We start from the raw sequence: 24028 nt of genomic DNA on the forward strand, positions 1-24028 counted from the left end.
TCTCTTTTTCTAAGCCTGCAGCTTGAAGGTCTCTCCTTCAATCAGTTTTGGAGATACTATGATATGGTGAGCGGCGTCCTTGCCGTCCAGAAGACTCATAAGTGTATTGATTGCATTTGTACATAGGAACTCTCTCTGGTTGTCAACCGTTGTCAGGCGCGGAGTGCAGGCAAAGGCAAAGTCAGAGTTGTTGAAACCGACTACCGGGATGCTTAAACCGGCGGTATTCAGAGCCTGAAGGGCGCCGACAGCCAGGAGATCATCTGCGGATAGTATGGCGTCAATTCGCCGCCCGTTTCGGATGAGCCGTTCAATTTTTTGCTGTGCATCCAGGATCTCATTGCTGTAAATTGGAATTGTAATGCATTTGGAAGTTGCTTTCAGATTGCATTTGTTTACGCCTTCCAGGAATCCATTCCTTTTTTCGACGGCACAGAAGGTGGTATTGTCCTCCAGATAGTAGATATGGCGGCAATTCCGCTTATACAACTCTTCGACCAGATTGCAGATGGCGCTTCGTTCATCACAGCGGATGCTGTAGACGGTTGGAACATCTACAAAGCCATTTAAGATTATAAGCGGAACCTGCTCTGAAACTTCTCTGTAGACCTCCAAATCATTGGCATCTCCGTAAGATGAACCAATTTCGATGATCGCATCTACCTGCTTTGCCATTAAAAATTCAAAATGCTCCCGCTGATAGGGGCGATACTCTCCCGAGCAGCACAGAAAAGAGCTGAAGCCGTGTTCGCGCAGCTGTTTTTCCAGCAGAGAGAGGATTTTTGCGTGGTTGATATCGTCCAGCTCGGAACATAGAATACCAATACTTTTGGTCGATTTGGAATTCAAACCACGGGCAAAAATGTTAGGGGTATAACCATGGTCTGCCATAACAGACAAAACCAGTTCACGCTTTTCCGGCCGTACATTTGGCTGGTTGTTGATGACTCTGGAGACCGTTGCAACAGATACTCCGGATAGTTTTGCAATGTCTTTAATATTCATAGAAGATATTATTCCTCACATTTATTTCCGCAGGGAGCGAGCCGGCTGATATACCTGGATGGTTTGCCGGTGACTCTGGCGGGCATTTCATTACGATATATAGAAACATCCACATTATAACATGCAAAAAGCAAAACATCCAGTAAGAATATTGATAACTAGTTACATATAGTTGCTGACTAAATCGGCTGAAAATCAATTGAAGAATGAAATAAATAGTAAAAATGCATATCAAAATACAAAAAATAATCAAATATAACAATGAATTGAACAAAACGTATTGACAAAAAGAACAAAAGGTTATAGAATACAATCGTAACAAATGAAACTAGTTACATAAAACCAAAAAATAAAAGTAAAAGGGGAAGAGAAATATCTCGGAAACCTGGAGAAAGGAAGGAGAATTGTGGCAATGGATATTACCAAAAAAGAAGACATCGCACTAGAATTTCATAATGGATACGCCAGGACGGAGGTGCTGAAAGGCGTTTATCCACTGGTAAAGACGTACAAATGTCTGCTGAAGGCGGGGCATAGGGCAGAGCCGGAAAGATATTCGGATAAAATACAGGTGTTCAGCTTTACAAGTGGTACTGGTTACATATGCGGGGAGAAGAAAGCTTATAACATTGAAGAACTTAGTTTTTACATTCCTGATTTTGATCGTGAAAGGTTTTCAATTTATGCAGCAGAAGACATGGAAATTGTACTGTGGGTTATCGATATGCTGGAATCGGATCGTGTGGCATATGAGGATACGCACATGGTTCTTCCGAGTTTTAAACGCTTTTCAGAATGTGAGCCTTATGACCAGAGCTGTAAGGGACCGCATACCCAGAGCTGGACGGTCATCACCGACGGCAATCTGGCGAGAGTGCTTATGGGGGTTGTAAAAGCGGAAGGCGAGGGGACGAAAGAGAGAGGCCACGCAGAGGTGGCGCAGTGGAATTACTGCCTTCCGGGGTCTGATTTCTATTTTACAGTTGAAGAGGAAACGGTAAATCATTATGAGGGGGATTTCAGCTATGTGACGGCCGGTCTGGATCATTCTCTGATCGCAGATCCCGGAAAGACTGTTTTTTATATCTGGTTTGAGCACCGGGTGGAAGAAAAGAAGATAAACCCACAAAGCTATGAGGTGAAATAATATATGCATTGAAAGGAGAAGGAAGCAATGCAAAGGTATTAATTTCCAGGGGTAAAGATTACAATCCGACAGACTATGTGAACGGACTGGCAAAAGAGGAGGTCCTTCCGGGAATATGTGATGAGATTGCTATGTATCGCTGTACTTTGAAGGGGGGACTTCGTTGAAGCCCGTGGTATTTGCGTTTGAAGAAAAAATGCAGATTTTTCTGTTCGTAGAAGGAAATGGTTACATAACTACGGATACAGAGGCCTATCGTATTGATGACCGCGCTGTATTTGTATCGAATTTCAACAAGAACGAGGTGCTTATAAAAGCTGGAACAAAAGATCTGACCTACATTCACATCGTGGGTGAAATGACCAGATGGGATCAGGAAAGAATGAAGATTGATCTTATTGTCCTGCCCCGCTTCCGCCTGCTGAAAGACTCCTGGGAATATGCGGAAGGCTTTACCGGAGATGCCGGTTCCAATATTAAAAGCCATATGGTTCTGGAACATGAATATCTTGGACGCTACAGTATGGGCTGGAACTGTGGAAAAGGACCTGCGTTTATCGGTACCCATGTTCACGAAGACCTTCTACAGTGGTACTTAAATATGCCGGGTTCCAGTTTTACTTATCATGCTGCGGATGAGACCGTGAATGTAGAAAGCGGTGATATCACATTTACCGAAATCGGTTCTCCGCATGGAAGTGAAGCGCCCGAGGGGCAGTGCATTGACTATGTGTAGTTTGAACTGGCAATCAACGGTTACCTCCATGATGACGATGTTTTGGAGAGAATCAAGTACTGAGAGGCGTTAATACGAAGGTTGAGAAGGGCGAGGTGGTTTGTGTAATCGGACCGAGTGGATCGGGAAAAAGCACATTTCTTCGCTGTATCAATAAGTTGGAGGCAGCCACAGGGGGCATATCTACTTTGAAGGCGGATTATCACGTTTCACTGGCAGTAGGCGGGAACAATGCGTTTGCCGCAGATCTGCCTGAATATAGAAGGCTGATGGAGAAAATAAAGAATCCTTCCGTAAAGTGTTTTTTTGAAACAGAAATTCTGCTGTTCAGCAAATATACGTTGCGGGAATGGCTTGGTGAACTGAAGGAGGCGCTGGTACATATTCATTTTGCAGATGCTAATGAAATGGGAAGCTGCAAAATAGGAGATGGCTGTCTGCCGATGAGACAATATCTGGGTGAAATCATGAAAAGCGGTTATCTGGGCGGTTTGAGCCCATTTTTTACGGAATTTTCCTGTGAGAAGAACCCTGTTTTGATCAGTTTGGAGCATGAACGGGTTTTAAGAGAACTTTTAGAGGAGGAGCTTTAAAATGCTGAAACGGGAACAGATTGCAGGGATGAATCAAATGTACCGGTTTTACTCCTTCGAATACTTTTTAAGCTGTATGGAAGCAACGGGGATAAGAAGCCTGGAGCTCTGGCTGGGATCTCCTCATTTCTGGATTGATACAATAGGGTATTTCCAGTGCCTGGAAAAGAAAAAACAGATCTGTGGTCATCGGCTTAAAGTTGTGAGTGCCTGTGTCCCGAGCATGGCATACCAGTATCAGTATGGACACGGGAACAAGGAATACCGGGACAAATCGTTTCTATTTTTTTCGAATGGAATAAAAGCGGCAGCAGCTATGGGGGCGAGAATTGCCGTTGTAAATTCCGGCTGCTGTGAGTTAGACATCCCTTTTGAGGAGGCGGTGAAAGGGCCGGCGGAACTTTTACACCGGCTGGGACGAGTGGCCGGGCAGGAGGGGGTTACCATGGCGATTGAATCCCTGACCGCCGATGAGACGAACATTGCAGACAGTCTTGCGCATACCAGGGAGCTCATCCGACAGGCCGATACGCCGAATCTGAAAGCGATGGCTGATACAGTCGCGGTCTATGCCGCGGAAGAAACCTTGGAAGAATGGTTTCAGGCTTTTGGAAAAGATTTGATTCATATGCATTTTATTGATGGATTTATGAAAAAACGTACCTATGATCATCTTGTTTGGGGAGATGGGGACTTTCCGCTTGCGGAAATGGTTCAATGTATGGAGAAATACGAATATGCAGGATACCTGACCCAGGAGCTGGAGTATGAAGCTTATTATGGAGATCCTGTGGAGGCGGAACGGAAAAACTGGAAAGCGCTTTCTGACACCGTGCTGTGTAAGGAATCGGGAGATACACGCTCTGGGGTTGGATGAAACAGAGCTTGCGTTTTGTGAAAGGCGGTGAGTGGTCTGTGCGTGCTCGCAGTAAAGTGATTGATATGACGACGGGATCGTCGGTAGGCTGTATTATGTACTTTGCATTGCCGATAATCCTGGGAAATCTGTTCCAGCAGTTATATTCTCTGACGGATGCGGTTATTGTCGGGCGGTTTGTTAATCTGAACGCGCTGGCGGCAATCGGAGGCACCGGCTGGGTGCGCTGGGCGATATTGGGCGTCTGCATGGACTGTACGATGGGGTTCGGCATTGTGGCATCCCGAAGGATTGGCGCGGGAGACCGGACCGGATTCAAAGAGGTGGTGGCAGCCGGTATTGAATTTGTTCTGGCAGCAGGGCTTTCTCTGACACTGCTGTCGTGTCTTTCTCTTGACTTTGTGCTGCGCCTCCTGCATATTCCAGAAAATATCTATGAAGATGCGAGACTTTATCTCTGGTATGCATCAGTCTCGATTCCGGTTGGGCTGATCTATAATATGGCCTGTGCATTTTTGAGGGCGGCGGGAAACAGTAAGGGACCGTTTGCGGCTGTCGTGCTCTCGGCAATACTCAATGTTGCCCTTGACCTGTATTTCATTGTGGACTTGCACTGGGGAGTCTGCGGTGCCGCCCGGGCAACTCTGATCGCGCAGACGGCTGCCGCTGTGCTGGTGTTGCTTCTGACGGTAAGGCAAGAACCGTTTCGTACTACGAGAAACAGCTGGAAGTGGAACCCGCGCATACTCAGGGAGACTTCTGCACTTTGGATTCCCATGCTTTTTAACAGTATAGCGATCTCGGCGGGAGGGGTGATTGTGCAGCGCTATATTAATTCCTGCGGCGCCATTGTGGCGGCGGGAATCGATGCGGGTGAAAAAATTTACTGTTTGCTGGAAACGGTAGAGAAGGCGGTTTGCTCAGCCATCAGTGTTTTTGTAGGACAAAATCTGGGGGCTATGAAGACGGTCAGAATCCGTAAAGGGATGAAAAGCATGACTGTGTTTGCCTTCCTCTTTGCGGCGTGGCTGGCTCTTGTTTTACTTGTGTTCGGAGATTCCCTGATCGGGCTTTTTTTGAATAAAAATCAGGATCCTGCTGATCTGAAAGAAGCCTATCACGCGGCCAGAGTGTATTTGAATGTACAGTGCGTTTCTATCTTTTTCATGGTGCCCATGCATTTCTACAGAGGAGCCGTCCAGGCGCTTGGGCATGCGGTATATCCTATGATAGCTGCGTTTCTGCAAATTGCCGCAAGGTGGCTTACGGTAGCGCTGCTTGTTCCTACGCTGGGGATGGTTGGAATGTGTCTACCTGATGGAGTCGCGGCGCTTGCCAGCCTGCCGGTTGTTGTTATACCGTATTTTATATTCATGAGGAGGCTGGAGCGGGAATGAGGAATGGAGAATGCTGAGCTGAGAATGCTGGGGCTGGTTTTAATTGAAAAGAGTGACAGATGATTGCGAAAAATCACCTGTCACTTTTTTCGTTATAGTAAAGCCTGCCCTGTGAAACAAAAAACTCTCTGTTCGTGCAAATGTTAAAAAAATAACGGCTCCGGGTGACAATATATTGTTATATTTGCATAAGAAAACAAGATTTTTACAAAAAAAATAGTGTTATAATAATAAAAAATAAAAGGAGAACCTGGAAATGAAGAGCTTTGAGCAGAAAATATTCCCATATCTTTTACTGGCTCCGACTATGATTATCTTCGGCCTGTTTCTGTTTTTTCCGGCGCTGAACGGCCTGTGGATATCGCTGACGAAATGGGATGGCGTTAATCCCCAGGTGTTTGTGGGGGTAAAAAACTATGTGACGCTTTTGGGCGATAAGAGCTTCTGGAACTCGTTTGTGAGGACGCTTATATTTACTCTGGTATCCGTCCCCTCGGTCTATGCGGCGGCCCTTGGACTGGCGGTTCTGCTGGCTGGAGGGATTCGCGGAAGCAATTTCTTCCGGGCGGTGTTCTACTGGCCGACCATGATTTCCACGATCATCGTCGGACTTACCTGGCGTTTTCTGCTGGGTGAAGATTTTGGCCTGGTCAATTACCTTCTGACTGCGATGGACCGGACGCCGGTCAAATGGCTGACTGATCCGAACAATGCCATGGGAGTCGTGATCTTTGTCACGGTCTGGAGCATGGCAGGCTACTACATGGTCATGTTTGTGTCGGGAATCAAGGCGATCTCTGAGACATGCTACGAGGCGGCCCGAATCGACGGTGCAGGCGCGTGGCAGCAGTTTCGGTTTATAACGCTTCCTCTGCTGAAACCCACCAGCCTTCTGGTGCTGGTTTTATCCACGGTATCGATCATCAAGACGTATCCTCTCGTGTATTCCCTGACCCAGGGCGGTCCGGCCGGGGCTACGAAATTCATGGTGCAGATGATCCAGGAGACAGGGTTCGAAAAGAATAAGATGGGCTATGCCAGCGCAATGACCATGGCGCTGTTTCTTATCCTGGCGCTGTTTACAATTATTCAGTTCAAACTGAATCAGGGAGGTGAACAGGATGCAGACTAAAACAAAGAAAATCTGTACAGAGGGGCTCAAATGGATTCTTCTTCTGGTTTTGACCTTTTTGTTTCTGATGCCGGTAGTCTGGGTGATCTGTTCTTCTTTTAAGAGCGTCGGCGAGCTGTTTTCCTGGCCACCCAGCCTGCTGGGGAAGAATCCGTCTCTGGATAACTACACAAAGGCCATGGCGGAAGGCCACTTTGGCATATACTTTTTCAACACGGTGTTTGTCAGCCTTGTGGCCACATTTCTGACCATAGTGGTAAATGTGATGAGCGGCTATGCATTTGCCAAGTACCATTTCAAGGGGGACAAAATCCTGTTTGGAATCGTTCTTGCAACGCTGATGGTACCGCTGGAAGTCATTATGATCCCCATTTTCAAGGTGATCGTGGCGACTCATCTATACAATAATTTGTGGGGGCTTATCATTCCGGCGGTCGCATCCCCGACGGCGGTGTTCCTGGTGCGCCAGTATTATGTGGGAATCCCGGATGCCTATATGGAGGCGGCCAGAATCGACGGTGCGTCAGAGCTTAATATCCTCTTAAAGATCATGCTTCCCATGGCGAAGCCGGTCATATCGGTTCTCTGTATCTTCTCCTTCATGTGGAGGTGGAACGACTATCTGTGGCCGAAGCTGGTAATTAACGGAAAGGAGCGCTATACCATCCAGCTGGCCCTGGCCAACTATTCGGGCGAGTATTCTGTGGACTGGAACAGCCTTCTGGCCATGTCCGTGATCTCGATGATACCGGTGATCATTGTATTTGTAACACTTCAGAAATATATTATCGGCGGCATGACTGCCGGAGGAGTAAAAGAATAAGAGGAGGGTCTGCTATGAAGTACTTGGAATATCCGCTGTTTGCGGAAGGGTATGTCAACCGTTTTCTGACCGCCGGTGTCTTCACGGAGGTTCAGCAGTTTGACAAGGTGAAGCTTTACGGCCGGGTGAATGAGTGGCTGAAAAAGGGATTTGCAATCCATGAAAATCCGTGCAGAAAAGAGTTTGTAAGAAAGAGACAGGAGAAAATGCCGGATTATCTGGAACTTGACGGGGCAGTGGACGGGAAAACAGTAAAGGTCTTTGGACAGACGCGCCCGCTCATTCCGTACTTTCCGTTCGGCAACACGGGCGTGGATAGCTCTGGATTCTATTACTGCCCGACCTGGCTGCGCATGTACAGTTATGTGCTGCTGGAAGCAGAGGCGGAAGGTGACGTGGAGTTTGAGCTGGAAACCTGCGGCGGTGTTACAATTTGGGTGGATGGGGCGTTTGTCACGGACTTTACCCCATTTACAAGGAACATGGTGAAGAAGACGACGGTCGTTTTGCCGCTTAAGGCGGGAAAAAACCGGCTTCTGGTCTGCCTCGATGATCTGGCGGAGCGGGACACGGACTACTATTTCCGCTTAAAACGCCTGGGAGACGCGTCGCTTACCATGCTGGTGCCGGTGAGGGATGAAGTGGATGCAGACGTGATCGGGCGGTTGGAAAATATGCTGGATCAGATGTATTTCGATAAGGAAGCGTATATCAGTGAGACGGTGAAGCTAAATATATCGAATCCATTTTCCTGTCCTCTGCCTGTCGCGGTAGCGGTAGCTCCGGGTGAATTTATCGAGAAGATGGAGGGGCAGGAAAGTCTGATGCGCGCCTTCCGCCATGAACTGGAACCGGATCAGAAGGTTCTGGAGCTTTTCGAGTCGGATGAGATCCCGCCGGGATACTGTTGCTTTACGGTGTGTGCAGAACATCGGGGGATTTCTCTGAAACGTAAGATTGGGAATCAGCTGGTAAGAAAAGAATTCTTAGAATATCATGAGGCTGATCTGGAGGATAGAAAACGCCATATCCTGAGGGTAATTACAGAGTATGCGCCGGAAAATACATACAAGGCGGCTGCGCTCTTAAAGCTGGGCCCTGAGACGGAACGTGCAGAGCGGATCCTTCTCACGGAACTTCCCGGCGTTTGGGCGAGAAAGGACTGTTCGGATTTCCATTTTATTATTATGCTGTATATTTACCGTACATTTTATGAGCGTCTGTCGCCGAAGATGCGGGAGGAGCTGGAGCTTGCCATGTGCGGCTTCCGGTACTGGATCGATGAGCCGGGAGATGACGTGATGTGGTTCTTCAGTGAGAATCACGCGCTTTTATTCCATTGCTGCCAGTACCTGGCGGGAAGCTGGCTTCCGGACAGAATCTTCACGGGCAGCGGGAAAACCGGGCGGGAGGCGAGCGCCAGAGGCGAGGAGCTGCTTCGCGAGTGGTTCGAGGACTTCTTCAAAGAATTTATCACCGAATGGAACTCCAATGCCTATATTCCGGTGGATGTGCTGGGCCTGGGCACGCTCTATAATCTGACGGAACCCGGAAGCGAGTTCCATCAGAAGGCAAAACGGGCTCTGGACATGATCTTCTGCTCGCTCCGGGTAAATGCGCACAAGGGCGCCGTGATGACCAGCTTCGGCCGCTCCTACGAAAAGGAAATGAAGGGAAATTTCAATGCGGGTACGACGTCTCTCCTCTATCTCGCCTACGGAGACGGGTATTTGAACCGGGCCTGCAATGGCTGTATTCCGCTGGCTCTCGGAGACTATGCGGCACCGGAGGAGTTTAGGCCTTACGGAGCGTTAAAGGAGAACCAGGAACTGATATTTAGGAATACTCAAGGGTTTGAGAAGCATGTGAATCTCTATCTGTATAAGAACGCTTATGCCCTGCTCTCGACTGCGGTGGGATTCAAACCATTTCAGAAGGGATATCAGGAGCATATTGTTCAGGCAGTGATTGATGAACTGGCCCAGGTGTTCGTAAACCACCCGGGGGAGTCATTCCCGTACGGCAGCGGCCGGCCTAACTTCTGGGCTGGGAATGGGATCCTGCCACTGGCAGTCCAATACCGCAATACGGCGATTCTCCGGTATCGGATTGGCAGGGAGGAAAGAATCGGCTATACTCATGCTTATATACCGCTCTCCGCATTTACCCGGTATCTTGGGGAAGACGGCGTCATTGTCCTGGATAAGGACGGCGCTTACATTGCGGTGAAGGCGATGAACGGGCTGACCATGCAGCAGGAAGGACCAAACTGTTTCCGGGAATTCATGAGTCAGGGCCGCGATAATGTGTGGGTCATTCGGGCAGGACGAATGGACGAGTACGGCGATTTGGATGCGCTGCTTGCTGCGTTTAAGAAAATAGAGATCCGGACAGACGGGGAGGAGACTGTGGTAAGGGATGAGAGGGGAACGGAGTTCCTGACCGGCCCGGATTTCCTTCTGAAAGTAAACGGAGAAACGGTCTATGACTATCCGCTGGACGTGGAGGGCAAATTAATTCTGGAGGAATGCGATCGTGGTTGAGAAACAGATTATGGAAGAAAAGCTGAATCTTGTATCGGACAAGATGATGATACTGAAAAATAATGGAATGAAGGAGAAATATCCGGTCAGCCTGATCGACATCAACTGTTGGGAATGGCCGCAGGGGGTGGGGCTGTTCGGCCTTTACCGGTATTATGAGATGAGCCGGAAACCGGAGCTGCTCACGTTCCTGACGGAATGGTATGACAGACGCATGGAGGAGGGAATCGTTGAAAAAAATGTGAATACGACTTCCCCCATGCTGACACTCACCTACCTTTATGAAATTACGAAAAAGGAGTCCTATCTCTCCTTAATTGGAGAATGGGCGGACTGGATCATGGAGGATAAAGGACTGATTCGGACCGGAGACGGCTGTTTTCAGCATATGATTACCGGCAATCCCAATGACTCGGAGATCCTGATCGACACACTGTTTATGACGGTGCTGTTTCTGGCCCGGGCCGGCAAGCTCTTAAATCGGCCGGATTATATCGAGGAAGCAAAGTATCAGGTTTTGTGCCATATTAAATACCTTCTGAATAAAAATGAGGGGCTGTTTTACCATGGCTTTAATTTTAAGAGGAACGACAATTATGGCGGAATTCTCTGGGGGCGGGGAAATTGCTGGTATACGATTGTGGCAATGGAACTGATCCAGGAAATTCCTATGGAGGAAGGGCTGAAACGCCATTTCCTTACGGTCTATGAAAATCAGGTGGAGGCGCTGAAACGGTATGCAGATCCGGAAACGGGGCTGTGGCACACGGTGATCGACGACCCGGATACCTACCTGGAACTCTCCGCCAGCGCGGCATTTTTAAGGGGCATTATGCAGGGCGTGAGGCTTGGAATTCTGAAGCGGGAAGCGTACGAGGGGCTCATAGAAAAGGCCGTGAAGGGGCTGCTGGACAACATCGGCGATGACGGAACGGTGAAGAATGTATCTTATGGCACCCCAATCGGGCTTGATAAGGAATTTTACAATAAAATTCCGTGCTGCCCCATGACGTATGGACAGGCACTGATGATACTGGCCCTTCAGGAGGCATTGACGGATTACTGGCATTAGAATGGAGGTTGTGACAATGAAAGAACGCGTATTTTTTGAAGAATTTGAATCTCTGTATTATTTTCATGGAAGTACACAAAACTGGTCGATGCAGGGCTTTCATTTTCACAACCAATATGAGATTATTCTGTTCTTAAGCGATGGGGCGCTGCTGGAAATCGGTGACCGCGTCTACCATGTGATGAAGGGCGATCTGTTTTTTGTTAACAACCGGGAATATCACCGCACCAGTGGGGCGGAGGGGCAGGAATACAACCGATACGTCCTGATGTTTGAACCGGAACTGCTGGAACCGATGACAAAGGCGTTTGGCTATGACTTTACCATGTTTTTCGAGAACAGGGGAGACGATTTCGTCCACAAGCTCTATCTGGAGGGCGAAAATCTGAAGCGGGTGGAGCGGCTCCTGGCCAGAATCGAGACGAATATAGGCAGCGGCAGCAGTGATGAAGCGTCTGTTAAGATCCGCCTCTCCATTCTGGAACTGATTACAGCCATTAATGAGATGTATAAGTTTTTTACGAAGGAGAAACACACTGCCGCGGATCAGGAGGAACGGAAACTGAAAGGGGACGAGGAGAAATTCCGGGACCCGATTCTGTACCGGGAGCGGGTGGAACAGATCAAGAAATATATCGCAACCCACGTGGAGGAAAAACTGGACCTGGATGAGATTGCGGGAAAATTTTATATGAACCGTTATTATTTAAGTCATTATTTCAAAAAGGAGACCGGGTTTGCGGTTCTGCAGTATGTGACGAACCAGAAGATTATTGCGGCCAAAGCACTTTTGAAAAAGGGCACTTCGGTTACGGATGTGGCGCTGAAACTTTCTTACAACAGTGACAGCCACTTTATCTCGGTGTTTAAAAAGAGTACGGGGATCACACCGAAAAAGTATGCACAGAATAAAAAGAACAATAATGTATGATTTTTGAAAGGAGAGAATCTTATGAAGAAATGGTTATCAGTTCTGCTGGCAGGGGCTATGGTATTGGGGACGCTTTCCGGCTGTTCCGGCGGGGGCAGGAAGACCGAAAATGAAGTAAAGACGTTGGATGTCGTCTGGTTCAGTGATGGAAAAGAGGGGGAATCCTTCATGAAACTGGCCGGCAAATATATGGAGGAGCATCCGAATATCAAGATCGAGCTGATCGAAGTTCCATATGCGGATCTCGAAAGCAAGATCAAGAACATGATCAACGGCAAGGAAGCTCCGGCGCTGGCCAGGCTTACGAATATCGGGCCGTTCCAGAACCAACTGGTGGATTTGGGCGGATACGTGTCGGACAAGGATACGTTCCAGAACAGCTTTGGCGAGGGGTTAAAGTTTGTATTTGACGGAAAAATCCTGGCGGCTCCCATGGATGTAACAGCCAATGGATTAATTTATAATAAGACAGCGTTTGAAAAAGCCGGTGTGGCTGTGCCGCAGTCAGAGGATGAGATCTGGACCTGGGATGAATGGAAGGAAGCCATGAAGACCGTGATGGATAAGAGTGACTGTAAATACGGACTGGTCTATGACAAGTCTCCGCAGCGTTTCACCACTCTGCTGTACGAGGCTGGAGGCAGCATGTTAAACAGCGATTTGACAGCGTCGAATTTCAATACAGATGAGACGAAAAGGGCGGTAAGCTTCTTTAAGGATCTGCACGACGAGGGAATTATCCCGACCTCTGTATGGCTGGGATCGGAAAACCCCAACAACCTGTTCCGTACCGGTCAGGTGGCCATGCATTTTGCGGGAAGCTGGATGATTGCAAACTATAAGGAAGAGATTACGGACTTTGACTGGGGCGTTACCTATCTGCCAAAGGAAGCGATCCGTTCCTCCGTACCGGGCGGCAAGTACCTGGCTGCTTTCCAGAACACAGGTGTGGAGAAGGAAGCTGCGGAATTCATTGAATGGATTTCCAAGGCGGAGAACAATGCGCAGTACTGCGTGGAAAACAGCTACTTATCTCAGGTTAAGGGCAATGAGAGCCTGGACTATGAATACGGAAAAGAATTCTTCACGATCTTCTCTCAGGAGCTGGCAGCTACAGGACCGCAGCCGGGTGCAGAGTGGGGCTACCAGGCATTTACCGGGGCGATTCAGAATGATTTGAGAGATAAGCTGATCGAGGTGCTGGCCGGCCAGCTGACGGTGGATCAGTATGCGGAAGATATGGACAAGCTGATTACGGATACGCTGGAGGAATTGAAATAGTTGGAAGAGGATGCCTGAGGGAAAAGAATAATAAACTGGGATCAAAGGAAATGGGTTTGTGAACCAGTGAGATGAGCTGCCGTACCGGATGAGGGGATCAGATGGGACGGCGGCTTTTCTTGGGTAAAGATGAAATTGAGCGCTAGGCCATAAATTGTAACGCCTTGCGAATTAATTTAGATTCTTTACTCCGTTAGGGATTACAAAGTAAAAAATTCGGAGTAAAATAATAAGTGAAAAGTACTCATGACAGGAGTGACAGCCTCCCAGCCTTCGCCGGTTCGCCGGAATACATAGGAAGGAGGTGGCGCCCATGACAGCATACGAGATCATAACGGTCTTCATAGGGATATTAGGATTATTGATATCCTTTGGTTGCCTGATTGTAGCGTTGATCGCCTTTCTCGATAAGAGAAATAAGCACAAATAAAATGCCCACCCTGTCAGCAGCAGGGTGGGCGATGTCCGTCATGGACATGTAACTGTTCATCTTGGGAGCATCCACTTTTGGAGTGAGTGCTTTTCCTTGTAAATTTATTATAAACAATACATCTTTAAAAATCAAGTAATTTCTGAAAAATCATCCGGAAAATTCCTCGGATGTTACTATTCATGGCCAATGTCAGTTAGCTAAGCCCATAACACTTGACATCAATGTCTAAATGTGCGGGTACTTTCACTGATTAATCAGCGAAAGTACCCCTTGTATTTATAGTGTTTTTTTCACTAAGTACAAGGAGGTATTAATTTATGACTTTTCCTTTCCGCATCAAAGAGGTTCTTCTCTTTGAAATCAAATGTATGGATTCGAAATAGGACAACTTTTCTAAACATCCGGTTCTGTTAACCATGAACTCATGAAATTCTTCAACTGCCATAAGGACATACCTATACTCTCCGCTTTCTATCAACAGTGCAGCAAGCTTTCCGACGATGTTTTACAGGAGCTGTTTTACCGTTTTAATTCCCATTTTGCGCCAACCTGTTACAAGGACAAATACGCCTTAGTACAGCATTGCATGTGAGTGTTCCTCTTTTACTTTTTCCAGGAATATGAAAGATGTGGCTTCCTAACATTTATAAATATAATTATCAAACTCCCCTAAAGGAGTATTGACAACATTTTGGCTACATGAAAAGGAAACAACCTGTTGTATGATTGCTTTGAATGGTTAAATAAAATATAATAACTATAAAAGTAAAAATAACAGTAAAAGTAAAAAACGATAAAAATATCTTTTGCATATAGTCGATAACGTTGTGTTATACAGAATTTACAAAATAACTTTGTTTGATTTGTTTAAAATAATGAAAAAGAAGATATTAAACTTAATTTAATAAATGATATTGACAACGCCGCGAAAGAAGCGTATATTAAAAAGCAGGAAGAGTATTGGAACTTCTAATGAGTAAAAATTAAACTTAATTTAATGGAGGAGAAAGGCATGAGAAAAAAACTGATCGGTTTATCAATCGCCACAGCACTTGGGATCATGAGTCTGACCGCATGCAAGAGCCAGCCGGCTGAAAACGCGGGCACCAATGGAGCCGCGGATACGACGGCCCAGGCAGAAGGAACGAAAGAGGAAGGCACGTCAAAAGAGGCGTCGGGGGATCGCGTTAAACTGGAAATATGGGACTGGTGGGGAGATGGTCAGTACAAACATGTAATTGAACAGCTCTGTCAGAACTTTAATGAGTCTCAGGATACATATGAGGTGGTGCATGTCAACTATCCATGGGGGGATGTATGGACAAAGGCATTGGCAGCCACCGCGGCAGGGAATCCTCCTGACGTGATTATTCAGGATATCCGTACCGTTACGCACAGGGCGGAAGCGAAGCAGGCGACGGACTTGACGGATCTGATTGCAAAAGAGGGCGATGGTTTTACAGACCAGTTTTATCCACAGCTGATGGATGCCATGATGTATGACGGACATGCCTATGGACTGCCTTACGTAACAGATACCAGAATTCTTTACTATGACAAGGATGCATTTGCGGAGGCGGGACTGGATCCGGAAGCACCGCCAGAAACATGGGCACAGCTTGTGGAGTATGCCAGAAAGCTGGATGTGAAAAAGGACAACGGTTCCTATGAGCGCCTCGGATTCTTCCCGGGAACCCTGGAGTGGAATGCATGGGCATTTACCGCAGACGGAAAAGATTATACAGACGCAGACGGCAATGTCTACGTGAACACACCTGAAAAGGTAAAGATGTTTGAGAATATTTATAATGATTTTTACCAGTATTATGGAAAGAAAGAACTGGACAGTTTTTCGGCTGAATTTGGCAATGGTATGACGAATCCTTTCGTCGCCGGCAAAGTGGCGATGTGGGTGAATACACCGACCGAATTTACAAAGGTACGCGACTATGCACCGGATAAGAATTACGGTGTGGCCCTGCTTCCGGCACTGGAAGAAGGCGGCGAACACTATTCCTGGGGCGGCGGTTTCTCTGTTGAGATCCCTTATGGAGCCAAGGATACAGACGGTTCATGGGAATTCGTAAAATTCATCACCAGCAAGGAATCACAGATTTACTGGGCATCTGAAGTTTACGATACCGTAGCGAATATTGAAGCATCACAGGATCCGTCCCTGATGGATATCCCTGTATTTAAGATGGCGCTGGAGGCCATGCCGACCACAGTCGTTACTCAGGACCGTCTGACTGCACCGGGCGCTTCCGACATCGTGCTTCCGTATCTGGATGAGATCATTCTGGGTAACAAGACACCGCAGGAGGCACTTGACGAGGCTCAGGCTTCAGTTGAACAGTTGGTACAGGACAGCAAATAACGGCGCTGGTAACTTTCTGTCACAGAGACAGGGGGAGACACAGGGGGGTGTCAAATGACAAAGATGAAACACACCATGACGAAGCGTGAAAGCAGAGAGGCGCGAGCGGGCTGGCTGTTTATCAGCCCGTGGCTGATAGGCTTCCTCTGTCTGACAGGAGGACCATTGCTTTTTTCGCTGTATGCATCATTTACGAATTATAACATGACTTCCAGAATGGACTTTATCGGGCTTTCCAATTACATAAAGATGTTTACTAAGGATCCTGTATTCTGGAAGTCATTGGGAAACACACTTTACTACGTGGCGCTGGCAGTGCCCAGCTCCTGTATCTGTGCGATTTTTCTTGCGACGCTGCTGAACCAGAAGGTGAAGGGAACACCGCTGTTTCGGATGCTTTTTTACCTGCCTACCGTACTTTCCGGTGTGGCGGTATATCAGCTCTGGATGCAGCTGCTGGCTCCTCAGAGCGGACTGATCAATTCCGTGCTGCGGCTGGTGGGAATCGAAGGGCCTTCCTGGCTCTCCGATCCGGCCTGGACGAAACCATCTCTGGTTATGATGCGGGTATGGGCACTGGGAACCAGCATGCTGTTATACTTATCTTCCATGAATTCGGTTTCCAGGGATTTGTATGAAGCAGCCGATATTGACGGCGCCTCGTTTTTACAGAAATTCCGTAAGATCACACTGCCGCAGATTTCCCCTATTATCTTTTTTGACATCATCACCAATATGACGGGTGCATTTCAGGTATTCCAGGAGGCGCTGGTCATGAGCAAGAACGGTAAGGGAGATCCGGCAGGGTCCCTTCTGTTCTATAATCTGCATATTTATCAGGAGGCATTTACCCATTACGACATGGGATATGCGTCTGCGATGGCATGGTTTTTGCTCCTGATTGTTATGTCGATAACCGTGGTCAATCTGATCGCATCAAAATACTGGGTACATACGGAAGAAGGTGAGACGTAATGGCTGCTGATACGAAAACAGGAAAGAGGGGCGGACTGACCAGCAGACGCAGGAAAAAGACAATCGTTAATGTGATCTGTTTTATTCTTCTGGCGGCCGCGTCCCTGACGGTGATCATGCCCCTGTGGTTCATGGTGTCCACCGCCTTAAAGAGCATGGATGAGATATTTACGTATCCGATTACGTGGTATCCCCACGAGCCAATTTGGAGCAACTTTAAGGACGCCTGGGTAAGCGCGGAATTTACCCGGTGGTTTTTCAATTCCGTATTTGTGGCGGCATTTGCCATTCTCGGCGGTGTGCTCGCTAATTCTCTGGTGGCCTACGGATTCGCAAAGATACGGTTTCCAGGCAGAAACATCATGTTCTCCATTATCCTGGCGACGATGATGATTCCGGAATTTGTGACGATGATCCCCCAGTACGTCCTGTATGCGAAGCTGGGATGGGTCGGCACGTATCTGCCGCTTATTGTACCGCAGTTTATGGGATCAGCATACTTTATCTTTATGCTCCGGCAGTTTTACGCGGGGATTCCCAACTCGGTCATTGAATCGGCGCAGATCGACGGCGCCTCCCATTTCCGGATCTGGAGAAGCATCATGCTTCCTATGGCCAAGCCTGCAATCATGACGGTGGTGGTACTCTCCTTTAACTGGAGCTGGAATGACTTTTTGAAGCCGCTGCTGTACCTGATGGATACGAAGACTTTCACCCTGCAGCTGGGGCTTAAGATATTCGTGAGCCAGTCCAATACCCAGTGGAACTACTTAATGGCGGCTTCCTGTATTGTTTTACTTCCGATTATCGTCGTTTTCATGTGCCTGCAGAGATACTTTACAGATGGCATGAATATCGGCGGAGCGGTAAAGGGATAGTTTATTGCTGCTGTTCAATCTGTTGAAGCATTTGGCGAATTGAAATATCATTTGCCCTGAAGTATAATGGTACTATGAGTTTCAGACAAATGAAAAGGAAAAGGAAGAAATATGGCAGACCAGAATAATCAGGTACAGCTCAAGAATTTTAACAGAAGAACAGTGCTGGGTTACATCAGAAGGAACGGCACGGCTACGAAGGCAGGACTCGCCAGCGTTACCGGCCTGACGTTTATGGCGATCAAGAAGATCCTGGCGGAGCTCCAGGAACTGAATCTGATCCGTGACGGACAGATGGAATCGGGCGGCATGGGCAGAAAAGCAGTATCCTATGTGATCAATGAGAATTACCGCTACACCATAGGCATCCATATCAATAAATTTATTACTGGTATTGCCCTCTTAAATCTGCGGGGGCAGATTCTGGCCATCGAGCGGTATTCCATGGATAAGGAATTTGAGAATCAGAACGATTTTGTGACCATGCTGGCTGAGGCCGTGAACAGGGTGATAGAAAAATCCGGTGTGAAGCGGGACGATATTCTGGGTATCGGTGTAGGCGCTCCAGGTCCTCTGGACTGTGAAAGCGGCGTAATTCTGACTCCGCCCAATATGCCGATGCTGGATTACCTTCCTTTGAAGGAAACGCTGGAGGGGAGAACCGGTTTTCCCGTCTTTCTGAATAAAGATACGAATGTAATTGCATTTGCCGAGTACTGGTACAGAAATAACCGGGACTGCTCCAATCTCGCATACGTGGAAGTGGATATGGGAATCGGCAGCGGTATCATTATCGATGGAAAGCTGAACGTAGGCGCCAACTGTATCGCCGGTGAGTTCGGGCATATCACCATTGATTTAAACGGTCCGCTCTGCAACTGCGGGAACCGCGGGTGCCTGGAGGCCATGAGCTCCGGCATTGCCGTACTGCGGATGCTGGGAGAACAGCTTGAGAATCAGAAGGACCACCCGCTTTACCATAAGAGGAATTCCCTGACGATCGAGGATGTGTTTGAGATGACGGACAAAAAGGATCTGCTCACCATTTCCATCTTAAACCGCTCCGCTTTCTATGTCGGAGTGGCGGTCAGCAATCTGATCAATACCTTTGATCCTGAGATGATTATTCTGGGCGGAATCCTGATACAGAAGTATCCCATGTATTTTAATATTGTCCAGGATGTGGCGAATCAGAGGAAGGTGAAGGGAGCAAAGGAAAACTATATGGCGGTATCTGTATTAAGGGAAAATGCAGGTGTCATTGGAGCCGGCGAGATTGTGACGGATCACTTCTTCAATCAGTTTGTGAACGAAGTGTTCCATTAAAAAGAGAAAAGAAGAAAAAAGGGGTTCTATGTTTAGCAGCAGAAAAATAACTCAGTGTGATCAGATAGAAGTGATTTGGGAGGACAGAGTAGTTTTTCTGCTGTCTCTTTCTCCAGAGGAGGGGACGGCGGGAGAACTGCAGGAGACAGCAGCGGAAGATACTGTGCTTATTACGGTGCGGGCGGAAAAGGAGACGAGGGAGCCCTGTTTTGGACCACAGACATATTTTGATCCCCGGGAAGGCCTTGTATACCATATGGAGCTTCCTGAGACGGAACGTTTCCTTGCCGTCTATCAGCATAAGGACTGGTGGGTCAGACCCGCTTTTTTTTCGGACATAAAAGCGCTTCCGGACAGGACGCAGCTCCTTCTGTTTCAGAACGGAGCCACGTATTTCGTCATTCTTTCCGTATGCGGGGAGAATTGCCGGACGGATTTATGTAGGGTGGAATCACACGAGGGAGATCATTCCCGGTCTGAGAACCGTTTGGCAGTCCGCATGGCGTCAAATGCTGGAAACAGAAACCGTATGGAAGACTTAAGTCTGGTGCTTGCCGGAGGAACTGACCCGTATCTCTGCTGTGAGAGAGCGGTTAAGACGGCTCTCGACAGGCTGGGGAGAGCCTCCATGTTCCGAAAAAACAGGAGGTTTCCGGAAAAACTGGATTCCTTTGGCTGGTGCACCTGGGATGCTTTTTACCACAGGGTTTCTCATGAAGGCGTGATGAAAAAGATGAGAGAGTTCCAGGTGAAGCAGCTTCCGGTAAAGTGGGTGCTGATTGACGATGGGTGGCTTGACGCGGATTACGATAAAAAGCTGCTGTTTGATTTGGACGCGGATAAAGGGCGTTTTCCGGAGGGCTTAAAAGGCTGTGTAGAGGAGCTGAAGGAAATCTGGAAGGTGGACAGCGTAGGGGTCTGGCACGCCGTCATGGGCTATTGGAACGGTCTGGCCAGCGGTTCTCCGGCGGCCCGGAAACTGAAAATGGGCTCCAGGGGGCTGCCGGATGGCCGGATTCTTCCGGAACCGGAGGCCGGAAAGGCATTTACCTTTTTTGAAACGTGGCATGAGTATTTAAAGAACCGCTGCGGCATCGATTTCGTGAAGGTGGACGGACAAAGCGCGGTCTCGCTGGCTTATGAAGGGTTAGAGACGTACGGACATGCATCCCGTGAGATTCAGAAAGGGCTGAACGCATCGGCGGCGCTTTATTTTGACAACTGCATCATCAACTGTATGGGGATGGCCAGTGAGGATATGTGGAACCGTCCCAGCAGCGCCGTAGCCAGAAGCAGCGATGACTTCGTCCCGGAGGTGCCTCACGGTTTCCGGGAACACGCGGTACAGAACAGCTATAATTCACTTCTTCAGGGCCAGTTTTTCTGGGGAGACTGGGATATGTTCTTCAGCAGCCATGAGGAAAACTGGCAGAATTCCATTCTCCGCGCGGTAAGCGGAGGCCCGGTCTATGTGAGCGACCGGGTGGGGGAGACGGATCCGGACTTTATCCGGCCCCTTATCACAGGAACAGGGCGTGTGATCCGGTGTGAGGACGTGGGCATGCCTACGACGGACTGTCTGTTTGAAAATCCGGCAGACACGCTGCGGCCGCTTAAGATATTTAACCGGTACGGAGAAAACTATGTGATTGGCGCCTTCCATATCTGCGGAAAAGAAGAAAACTGCCAGGGGAAGCTTGATAAGACCGACATTCCGGCACTTTCAGGACGAAACTGGCTGGTATACGATTATAAAGCGAGGACGGTTTGCAGACTGGGAGATGCCGGGATAAACTTTTTGCTGCCGGAAGGCGGGGCGAATCTGTTCCTGCTCGTTCCGGACTGCGGCCGGGGCAGGCTGATCGGAATACTGGAAAAGTATATTTCCTGTGGCGGCCTCCGAATCCTGCGCAAAGAGGAATGCCGTGTGACTGCCCTCGTTTGGGAGGCCGGCACGCTTGGCTTTGCAGCGGATCAGGGACCGTACCGGGTGCGGATTGACGGCAGGGAATGTGAGGCGGTCTGCCGGGGCGGGATGCTCTGGACGGTTCCGTGTGAAAAAGTGGACTGCCTGGTGGAGATAGAGTGGTATGGGAAAGGTGAGGTTGTGTGATGATATCTTTGGGAATTGATATAGGGACCACTTCGATCTGTGCGGTTCTCTATGATCTGACAGAAGATAAAATAATAAGGAGTGTAAGTGCACCTAATTCCTTTGTAAATACAGGAAGCTATCTTCAGGATCCGGATAGAATTGTATCGGTGGTAAAAGAGTTATATAAAGAATTGATGATGGAATTAAAGCTTTGGACCGGGGAACGTGAAACAAGAAAAGATGCGGTGCTGGCCGGAGTGGGAATATCCAGTCAGATGCATGGTATTTTGTATACAGATAGTATGGGGAAGGCGGTAACTCCGCTTTATACCTGGAAAAATGAAGATGGGAATAAGGAGTACCGCGATGGCCTGACCTATGCCCGTTATCTGGCGAAGGAGACGGGACTGCCCTTTTATACGGGGTATGGAAGTGTCACACATTTTTACCTTCAGGAGACGGGGCAGATTCCGGATAACGCGGCAGCGTTTGTTGGGATTGGAGATTATCTGGCTATGCAATTAACCGGAAGCCGAAAGGCGGTCGTTCATAAGACAACGGCGGTCAGCTTCGGAGGCTGTGACTTGGAGGAAGGCCGGTTTGAGCTGGAAAAACTCTTGGCAGCCGGCGTGGATATATCCTATTATCCCGCGGTTGCAGGGGCGAAAGATCTGACTGCCGGATCTGTGAACGTGGAGAGTGAGATGGATTTGACGGGCGGGGATCGTGTTGTGCCAGAATCGGTTCCGGTGCTTTATGCGGTAGGAGACAATCAGGCCAGCTTCCTGGGGGCTGTCAGGGATCAGGAGCATGCCGTCAGCATCAATGTGGGAACCGGCTCTCAAGTGTCGGTTTACAGCAAAGATTTTTACCCGGAGGCCGGAACCGATATCCGGCCCTGGATCGAAGACGGATACTTGTATGTGGGCGCCTCCTTAAACGGAGGAAAAGTGTATGAGCGTCTGGCTGCATTTTTCGAGGAGGTCTGCGAGAAATTTACCGGGCAGAAGATTGACGCCTACAAGGCTATGGAACGCCTGGCAATGGAGGAAAAAGAGACAAAACTGCGCGCGGTACCGACTCTTTATGGAAGCAGGAAAGAGATGGAACCGGGGCAGGAAGCGGGAATCTACGGGTTAAACCCGGATAATTTCCATCCGGAAGACTTCATCCGCAGCTTTACGGCGGGCATGGCCCATGAGCTGTTCTCCTTATACAGCACATTTCCGGACATGGTATGTGCGGGAAAGACGCAGATTGTGGCGTCCGGCAACGGGATTCGGAAAAATACGCTTTTGAGGGAAGACGTGGAACGTGTATTCGGTCTGCCGGTTATTTTTACGGACCGGGAAGAAGAGGCGGCGTCCGGCGCGGCGCTGTACGTCCGGCGGGCGGTCATTGAGGGGGGAGCAGAATGCAGATAATTGCTGGAATTGATATTGGAGGAACGAAGAGCGCCGTCTCCTTTGCCCGTTATGCGGACGGAGGAATCGAGATCCTGGATAAGGTGAAAAGGCCTACGAAGACAGACGATTACAGGGCAGCTTTCGAAGAGTATATCGGAATTATCCAGACACAGTTAAAAACGAATCCGGACTGGCGTCTTTGTTCTATCGGTATTTCGTGCGGAGGGCCGCTGGACGCGGAAAAGGGAGTCATCATGGCGCCTCCTAATTTGCCCAAATGGGATAACGCGGATATTTTTACACCCTTACAAAATGCGTTTCGCGTTCCGGTTATGCTGCAGAACGACGCGGATGCATGTGCGCTGGCAGAGTGGAGGCTTGGTGCGGGAAAAGGGACGAAAAATATGGTGTTTTTAACCTTTGGAACCGGAATGGGGGCGGGCATGATCTTAAACGGCCAGCTGTATCAGGGATCCACCTGTATGGCGGGCGAGGTGGGGCATATCCGACTGGAAAAGGACGGGCCTTATGGGTATGGAAAAAATGGTTCCTTTGAGGGCTTTTGCAGCGGCGGAGGAATCGCTAATTTAGGAAGAATGAAGGCGAAGGAAGCCCTGGAACATGGCATTGTTCCCTCCTTCTGTACATCGATGGACAGGCTTTCTGAAGTGGACTGTAAGGAAATCGGCAGGGCGCTGGAGGAAGGAGATGCCACAGCCAGGGAGATCTTTGATATCGTGGCGGAGTATTTAGGGAGAGGCCTTTCTATCCTGATCGATATTTTAAATCCGGATATGATCGTACTGGGCAGTATTTACGCCAGGCAGAAGGATGCTCTGGAACCGGGAATGCAGGCCGTGATCGCCAGGGAAGCCCTGGCCGCCTCGGGAAGAGCCTGCAAGATTGTACCGGCCACCCTGGGAGAGATGATTGGGGACTACGCGGCTGTTTCGGTAGGAATGAAAGCCTACGACGACTTTTACAGATAAGGAAATGATACG

General features: G+C 48.6%; 20 protein-coding genes and 1 pseudogene. 20 read left to right on the top strand and 1 reads right to left on the bottom strand.

Features of this window, described 5'->3' with window-relative positions; translation table 11 throughout:
* Nucleotides 1–9: 9 nt before the first annotated feature.
* Nucleotides 10–1005, bottom strand: a complete 996-nt coding sequence (locus DFR60_RS05545) for a LacI family DNA-binding transcriptional regulator (RefSeq protein WP_110321988.1) — start codon at nucleotides 1003–1005, stop codon at nucleotides 10–12.
* A 412-nt stretch (nucleotides 1006–1417) separates the two neighbouring features.
* Between DFR60_RS05545 and DFR60_RS05550 the strand changes: the two genes are divergently transcribed.
* The 20 genes and pseudogenes from DFR60_RS05550 (at nucleotide 1418) to DFR60_RS05635 (ending at nucleotide 24016) form a co-directional block, all read left to right on the top strand.
* Nucleotides 1418–2152 carry a hypothetical protein gene (locus tag DFR60_RS05550; protein ID WP_243004979.1) on the top strand — a complete coding sequence of 245 codons (735 nt, stop codon included), beginning with the start codon at nucleotides 1418–1420 and terminating at the stop codon, nucleotides 2150–2152.
* A gap of 163 nt (nucleotides 2153–2315) precedes the next feature.
* Nucleotides 2316–2888, top strand: a complete 573-nt coding sequence (locus DFR60_RS05555; protein WP_110321990.1) for a hypothetical protein — start codon at nucleotides 2316–2318, stop codon at nucleotides 2886–2888.
* A gap of 59 nt (nucleotides 2889–2947) precedes the next feature.
* A pseudogene (locus DFR60_RS05560) lies at nucleotides 2948–3067 on the top strand (ATP-binding cassette domain-containing protein); the annotation flags it as partial.
* A 9-nt stretch (nucleotides 3068–3076) separates the two neighbouring features.
* Nucleotides 3077–3481 carry a hypothetical protein gene (locus DFR60_RS30145; RefSeq protein WP_146218578.1) on the top strand — a complete coding sequence of 135 codons (405 nt, stop codon included), beginning with the start codon at nucleotides 3077–3079 and terminating at the stop codon, nucleotides 3479–3481.
* Nucleotide 3482: 1 nt separating this feature from the next.
* Nucleotides 3483–4358 carry a sugar phosphate isomerase/epimerase family protein gene (locus tag DFR60_RS05565; RefSeq protein ID WP_110321991.1) on the top strand — a complete coding sequence of 292 codons (876 nt, stop codon included), beginning with the start codon at nucleotides 3483–3485 and terminating at the stop codon, nucleotides 4356–4358.
* Nucleotides 4355–5755, top strand: a complete 1401-nt coding sequence (locus DFR60_RS05570; protein WP_110321992.1) for an MATE family efflux transporter — start codon at nucleotides 4355–4357, stop codon at nucleotides 5753–5755. The genes DFR60_RS05565 and DFR60_RS05570 overlap by 4 nt, the downstream gene beginning before the upstream one ends.
* Before the next feature lie 256 nt (nucleotides 5756–6011).
* Nucleotides 6012–6887 (top strand): carbohydrate ABC transporter permease, encoded by an 876-nt coding sequence (locus tag DFR60_RS05575; RefSeq protein ID WP_110321993.1) that lies wholly within the window; start codon nucleotides 6012–6014, stop codon nucleotides 6885–6887.
* Complete coding sequence (locus DFR60_RS05580; protein WP_110321994.1) at nucleotides 6877–7710, top strand: carbohydrate ABC transporter permease; 834 nt, start codon at nucleotides 6877–6879, stop codon at nucleotides 7708–7710. Before DFR60_RS05575 ends, DFR60_RS05580 begins: the two co-directional genes overlap by 11 nt.
* A gap of 14 nt (nucleotides 7711–7724) precedes the next feature.
* A complete protein-coding gene (locus DFR60_RS05585; RefSeq protein ID WP_110321995.1) occupies nucleotides 7725–10253 on the top strand; it encodes a hypothetical protein in 2529 nt (842 codons plus the stop codon).
* On the top strand, nucleotides 10246–11325 hold the full coding sequence (locus tag DFR60_RS05590; RefSeq protein WP_110321996.1) for a glycoside hydrolase family 88/105 protein: 1080 nt from the start codon (nucleotides 10246–10248) through the stop codon (nucleotides 11323–11325). Before DFR60_RS05585 ends, DFR60_RS05590 begins: the two co-directional genes overlap by 8 nt.
* A gap of 16 nt (nucleotides 11326–11341) precedes the next feature.
* A complete protein-coding gene (locus tag DFR60_RS05595) occupies nucleotides 11342–12256 on the top strand; it encodes an AraC family transcriptional regulator (protein ID WP_110322076.1) in 915 nt (304 codons plus the stop codon).
* A gap of 21 nt (nucleotides 12257–12277) precedes the next feature.
* Entirely contained in the window at nucleotides 12278–13537 is a 1260-nt protein-coding gene (locus tag DFR60_RS05600; protein ID WP_110321997.1) for an ABC transporter substrate-binding protein, read from the top strand.
* A gap of 313 nt (nucleotides 13538–13850) precedes the next feature.
* The gene (locus DFR60_RS31550) at nucleotides 13851–13967 is read left to right on the top strand and encodes a putative holin-like toxin (RefSeq protein ID WP_373266368.1); all 117 of its coding nucleotides are present in this window, start codon (nucleotides 13851–13853) and stop codon (nucleotides 13965–13967) included.
* Nucleotides 13968–14982: 1015 nt separating this feature from the next.
* Nucleotides 14983–16347, top strand: a complete 1365-nt coding sequence (locus DFR60_RS05605; RefSeq protein ID WP_167437512.1) for an ABC transporter substrate-binding protein — start codon at nucleotides 14983–14985, stop codon at nucleotides 16345–16347.
* Nucleotides 16348–16401: 54 nt separating this feature from the next.
* Entirely contained in the window at nucleotides 16402–17322 is a 921-nt protein-coding gene (locus DFR60_RS05610; RefSeq protein ID WP_243004980.1) for a carbohydrate ABC transporter permease, read from the top strand.
* On the top strand, nucleotides 17322–18200 hold the full coding sequence (locus DFR60_RS05615; protein WP_110321999.1) for a carbohydrate ABC transporter permease: 879 nt from the start codon (nucleotides 17322–17324) through the stop codon (nucleotides 18198–18200). The genes DFR60_RS05610 and DFR60_RS05615 overlap by 1 nt, the downstream gene beginning before the upstream one ends.
* A gap of 111 nt (nucleotides 18201–18311) precedes the next feature.
* Nucleotides 18312–19526, top strand: a complete 1215-nt coding sequence (locus DFR60_RS05620; RefSeq protein ID WP_110322000.1) for an ROK family transcriptional regulator — start codon at nucleotides 18312–18314, stop codon at nucleotides 19524–19526.
* Between the two features lie 28 nt (nucleotides 19527–19554).
* The gene (locus DFR60_RS05625; RefSeq protein WP_110322001.1) at nucleotides 19555–21639 is read left to right on the top strand and encodes a Sip1-related alpha-galactosidase; all 2085 of its coding nucleotides are present in this window, start codon (nucleotides 19555–19557) and stop codon (nucleotides 21637–21639) included.
* Nucleotides 21639–23045 carry a sedoheptulokinase gene (locus tag DFR60_RS05630; protein ID WP_110322002.1) on the top strand — a complete coding sequence of 469 codons (1407 nt, stop codon included), beginning with the start codon at nucleotides 21639–21641 and terminating at the stop codon, nucleotides 23043–23045. The genes DFR60_RS05625 and DFR60_RS05630 overlap by 1 nt, the downstream gene beginning before the upstream one ends.
* Nucleotides 23036–24016 (top strand): ROK family protein, encoded by a 981-nt coding sequence (locus DFR60_RS05635; RefSeq protein WP_110322003.1) that lies wholly within the window; start codon nucleotides 23036–23038, stop codon nucleotides 24014–24016. The genes DFR60_RS05630 and DFR60_RS05635 overlap by 10 nt, the downstream gene beginning before the upstream one ends.
* Nucleotides 24017–24028: the final 12 nt, after the last annotated feature.

Source organism: Hungatella effluvii (genome assembly GCF_003201875.1).
Classification (GTDB): domain Bacteria; phylum Bacillota; class Clostridia; order Lachnospirales; family Lachnospiraceae; genus Hungatella; species Hungatella effluvii.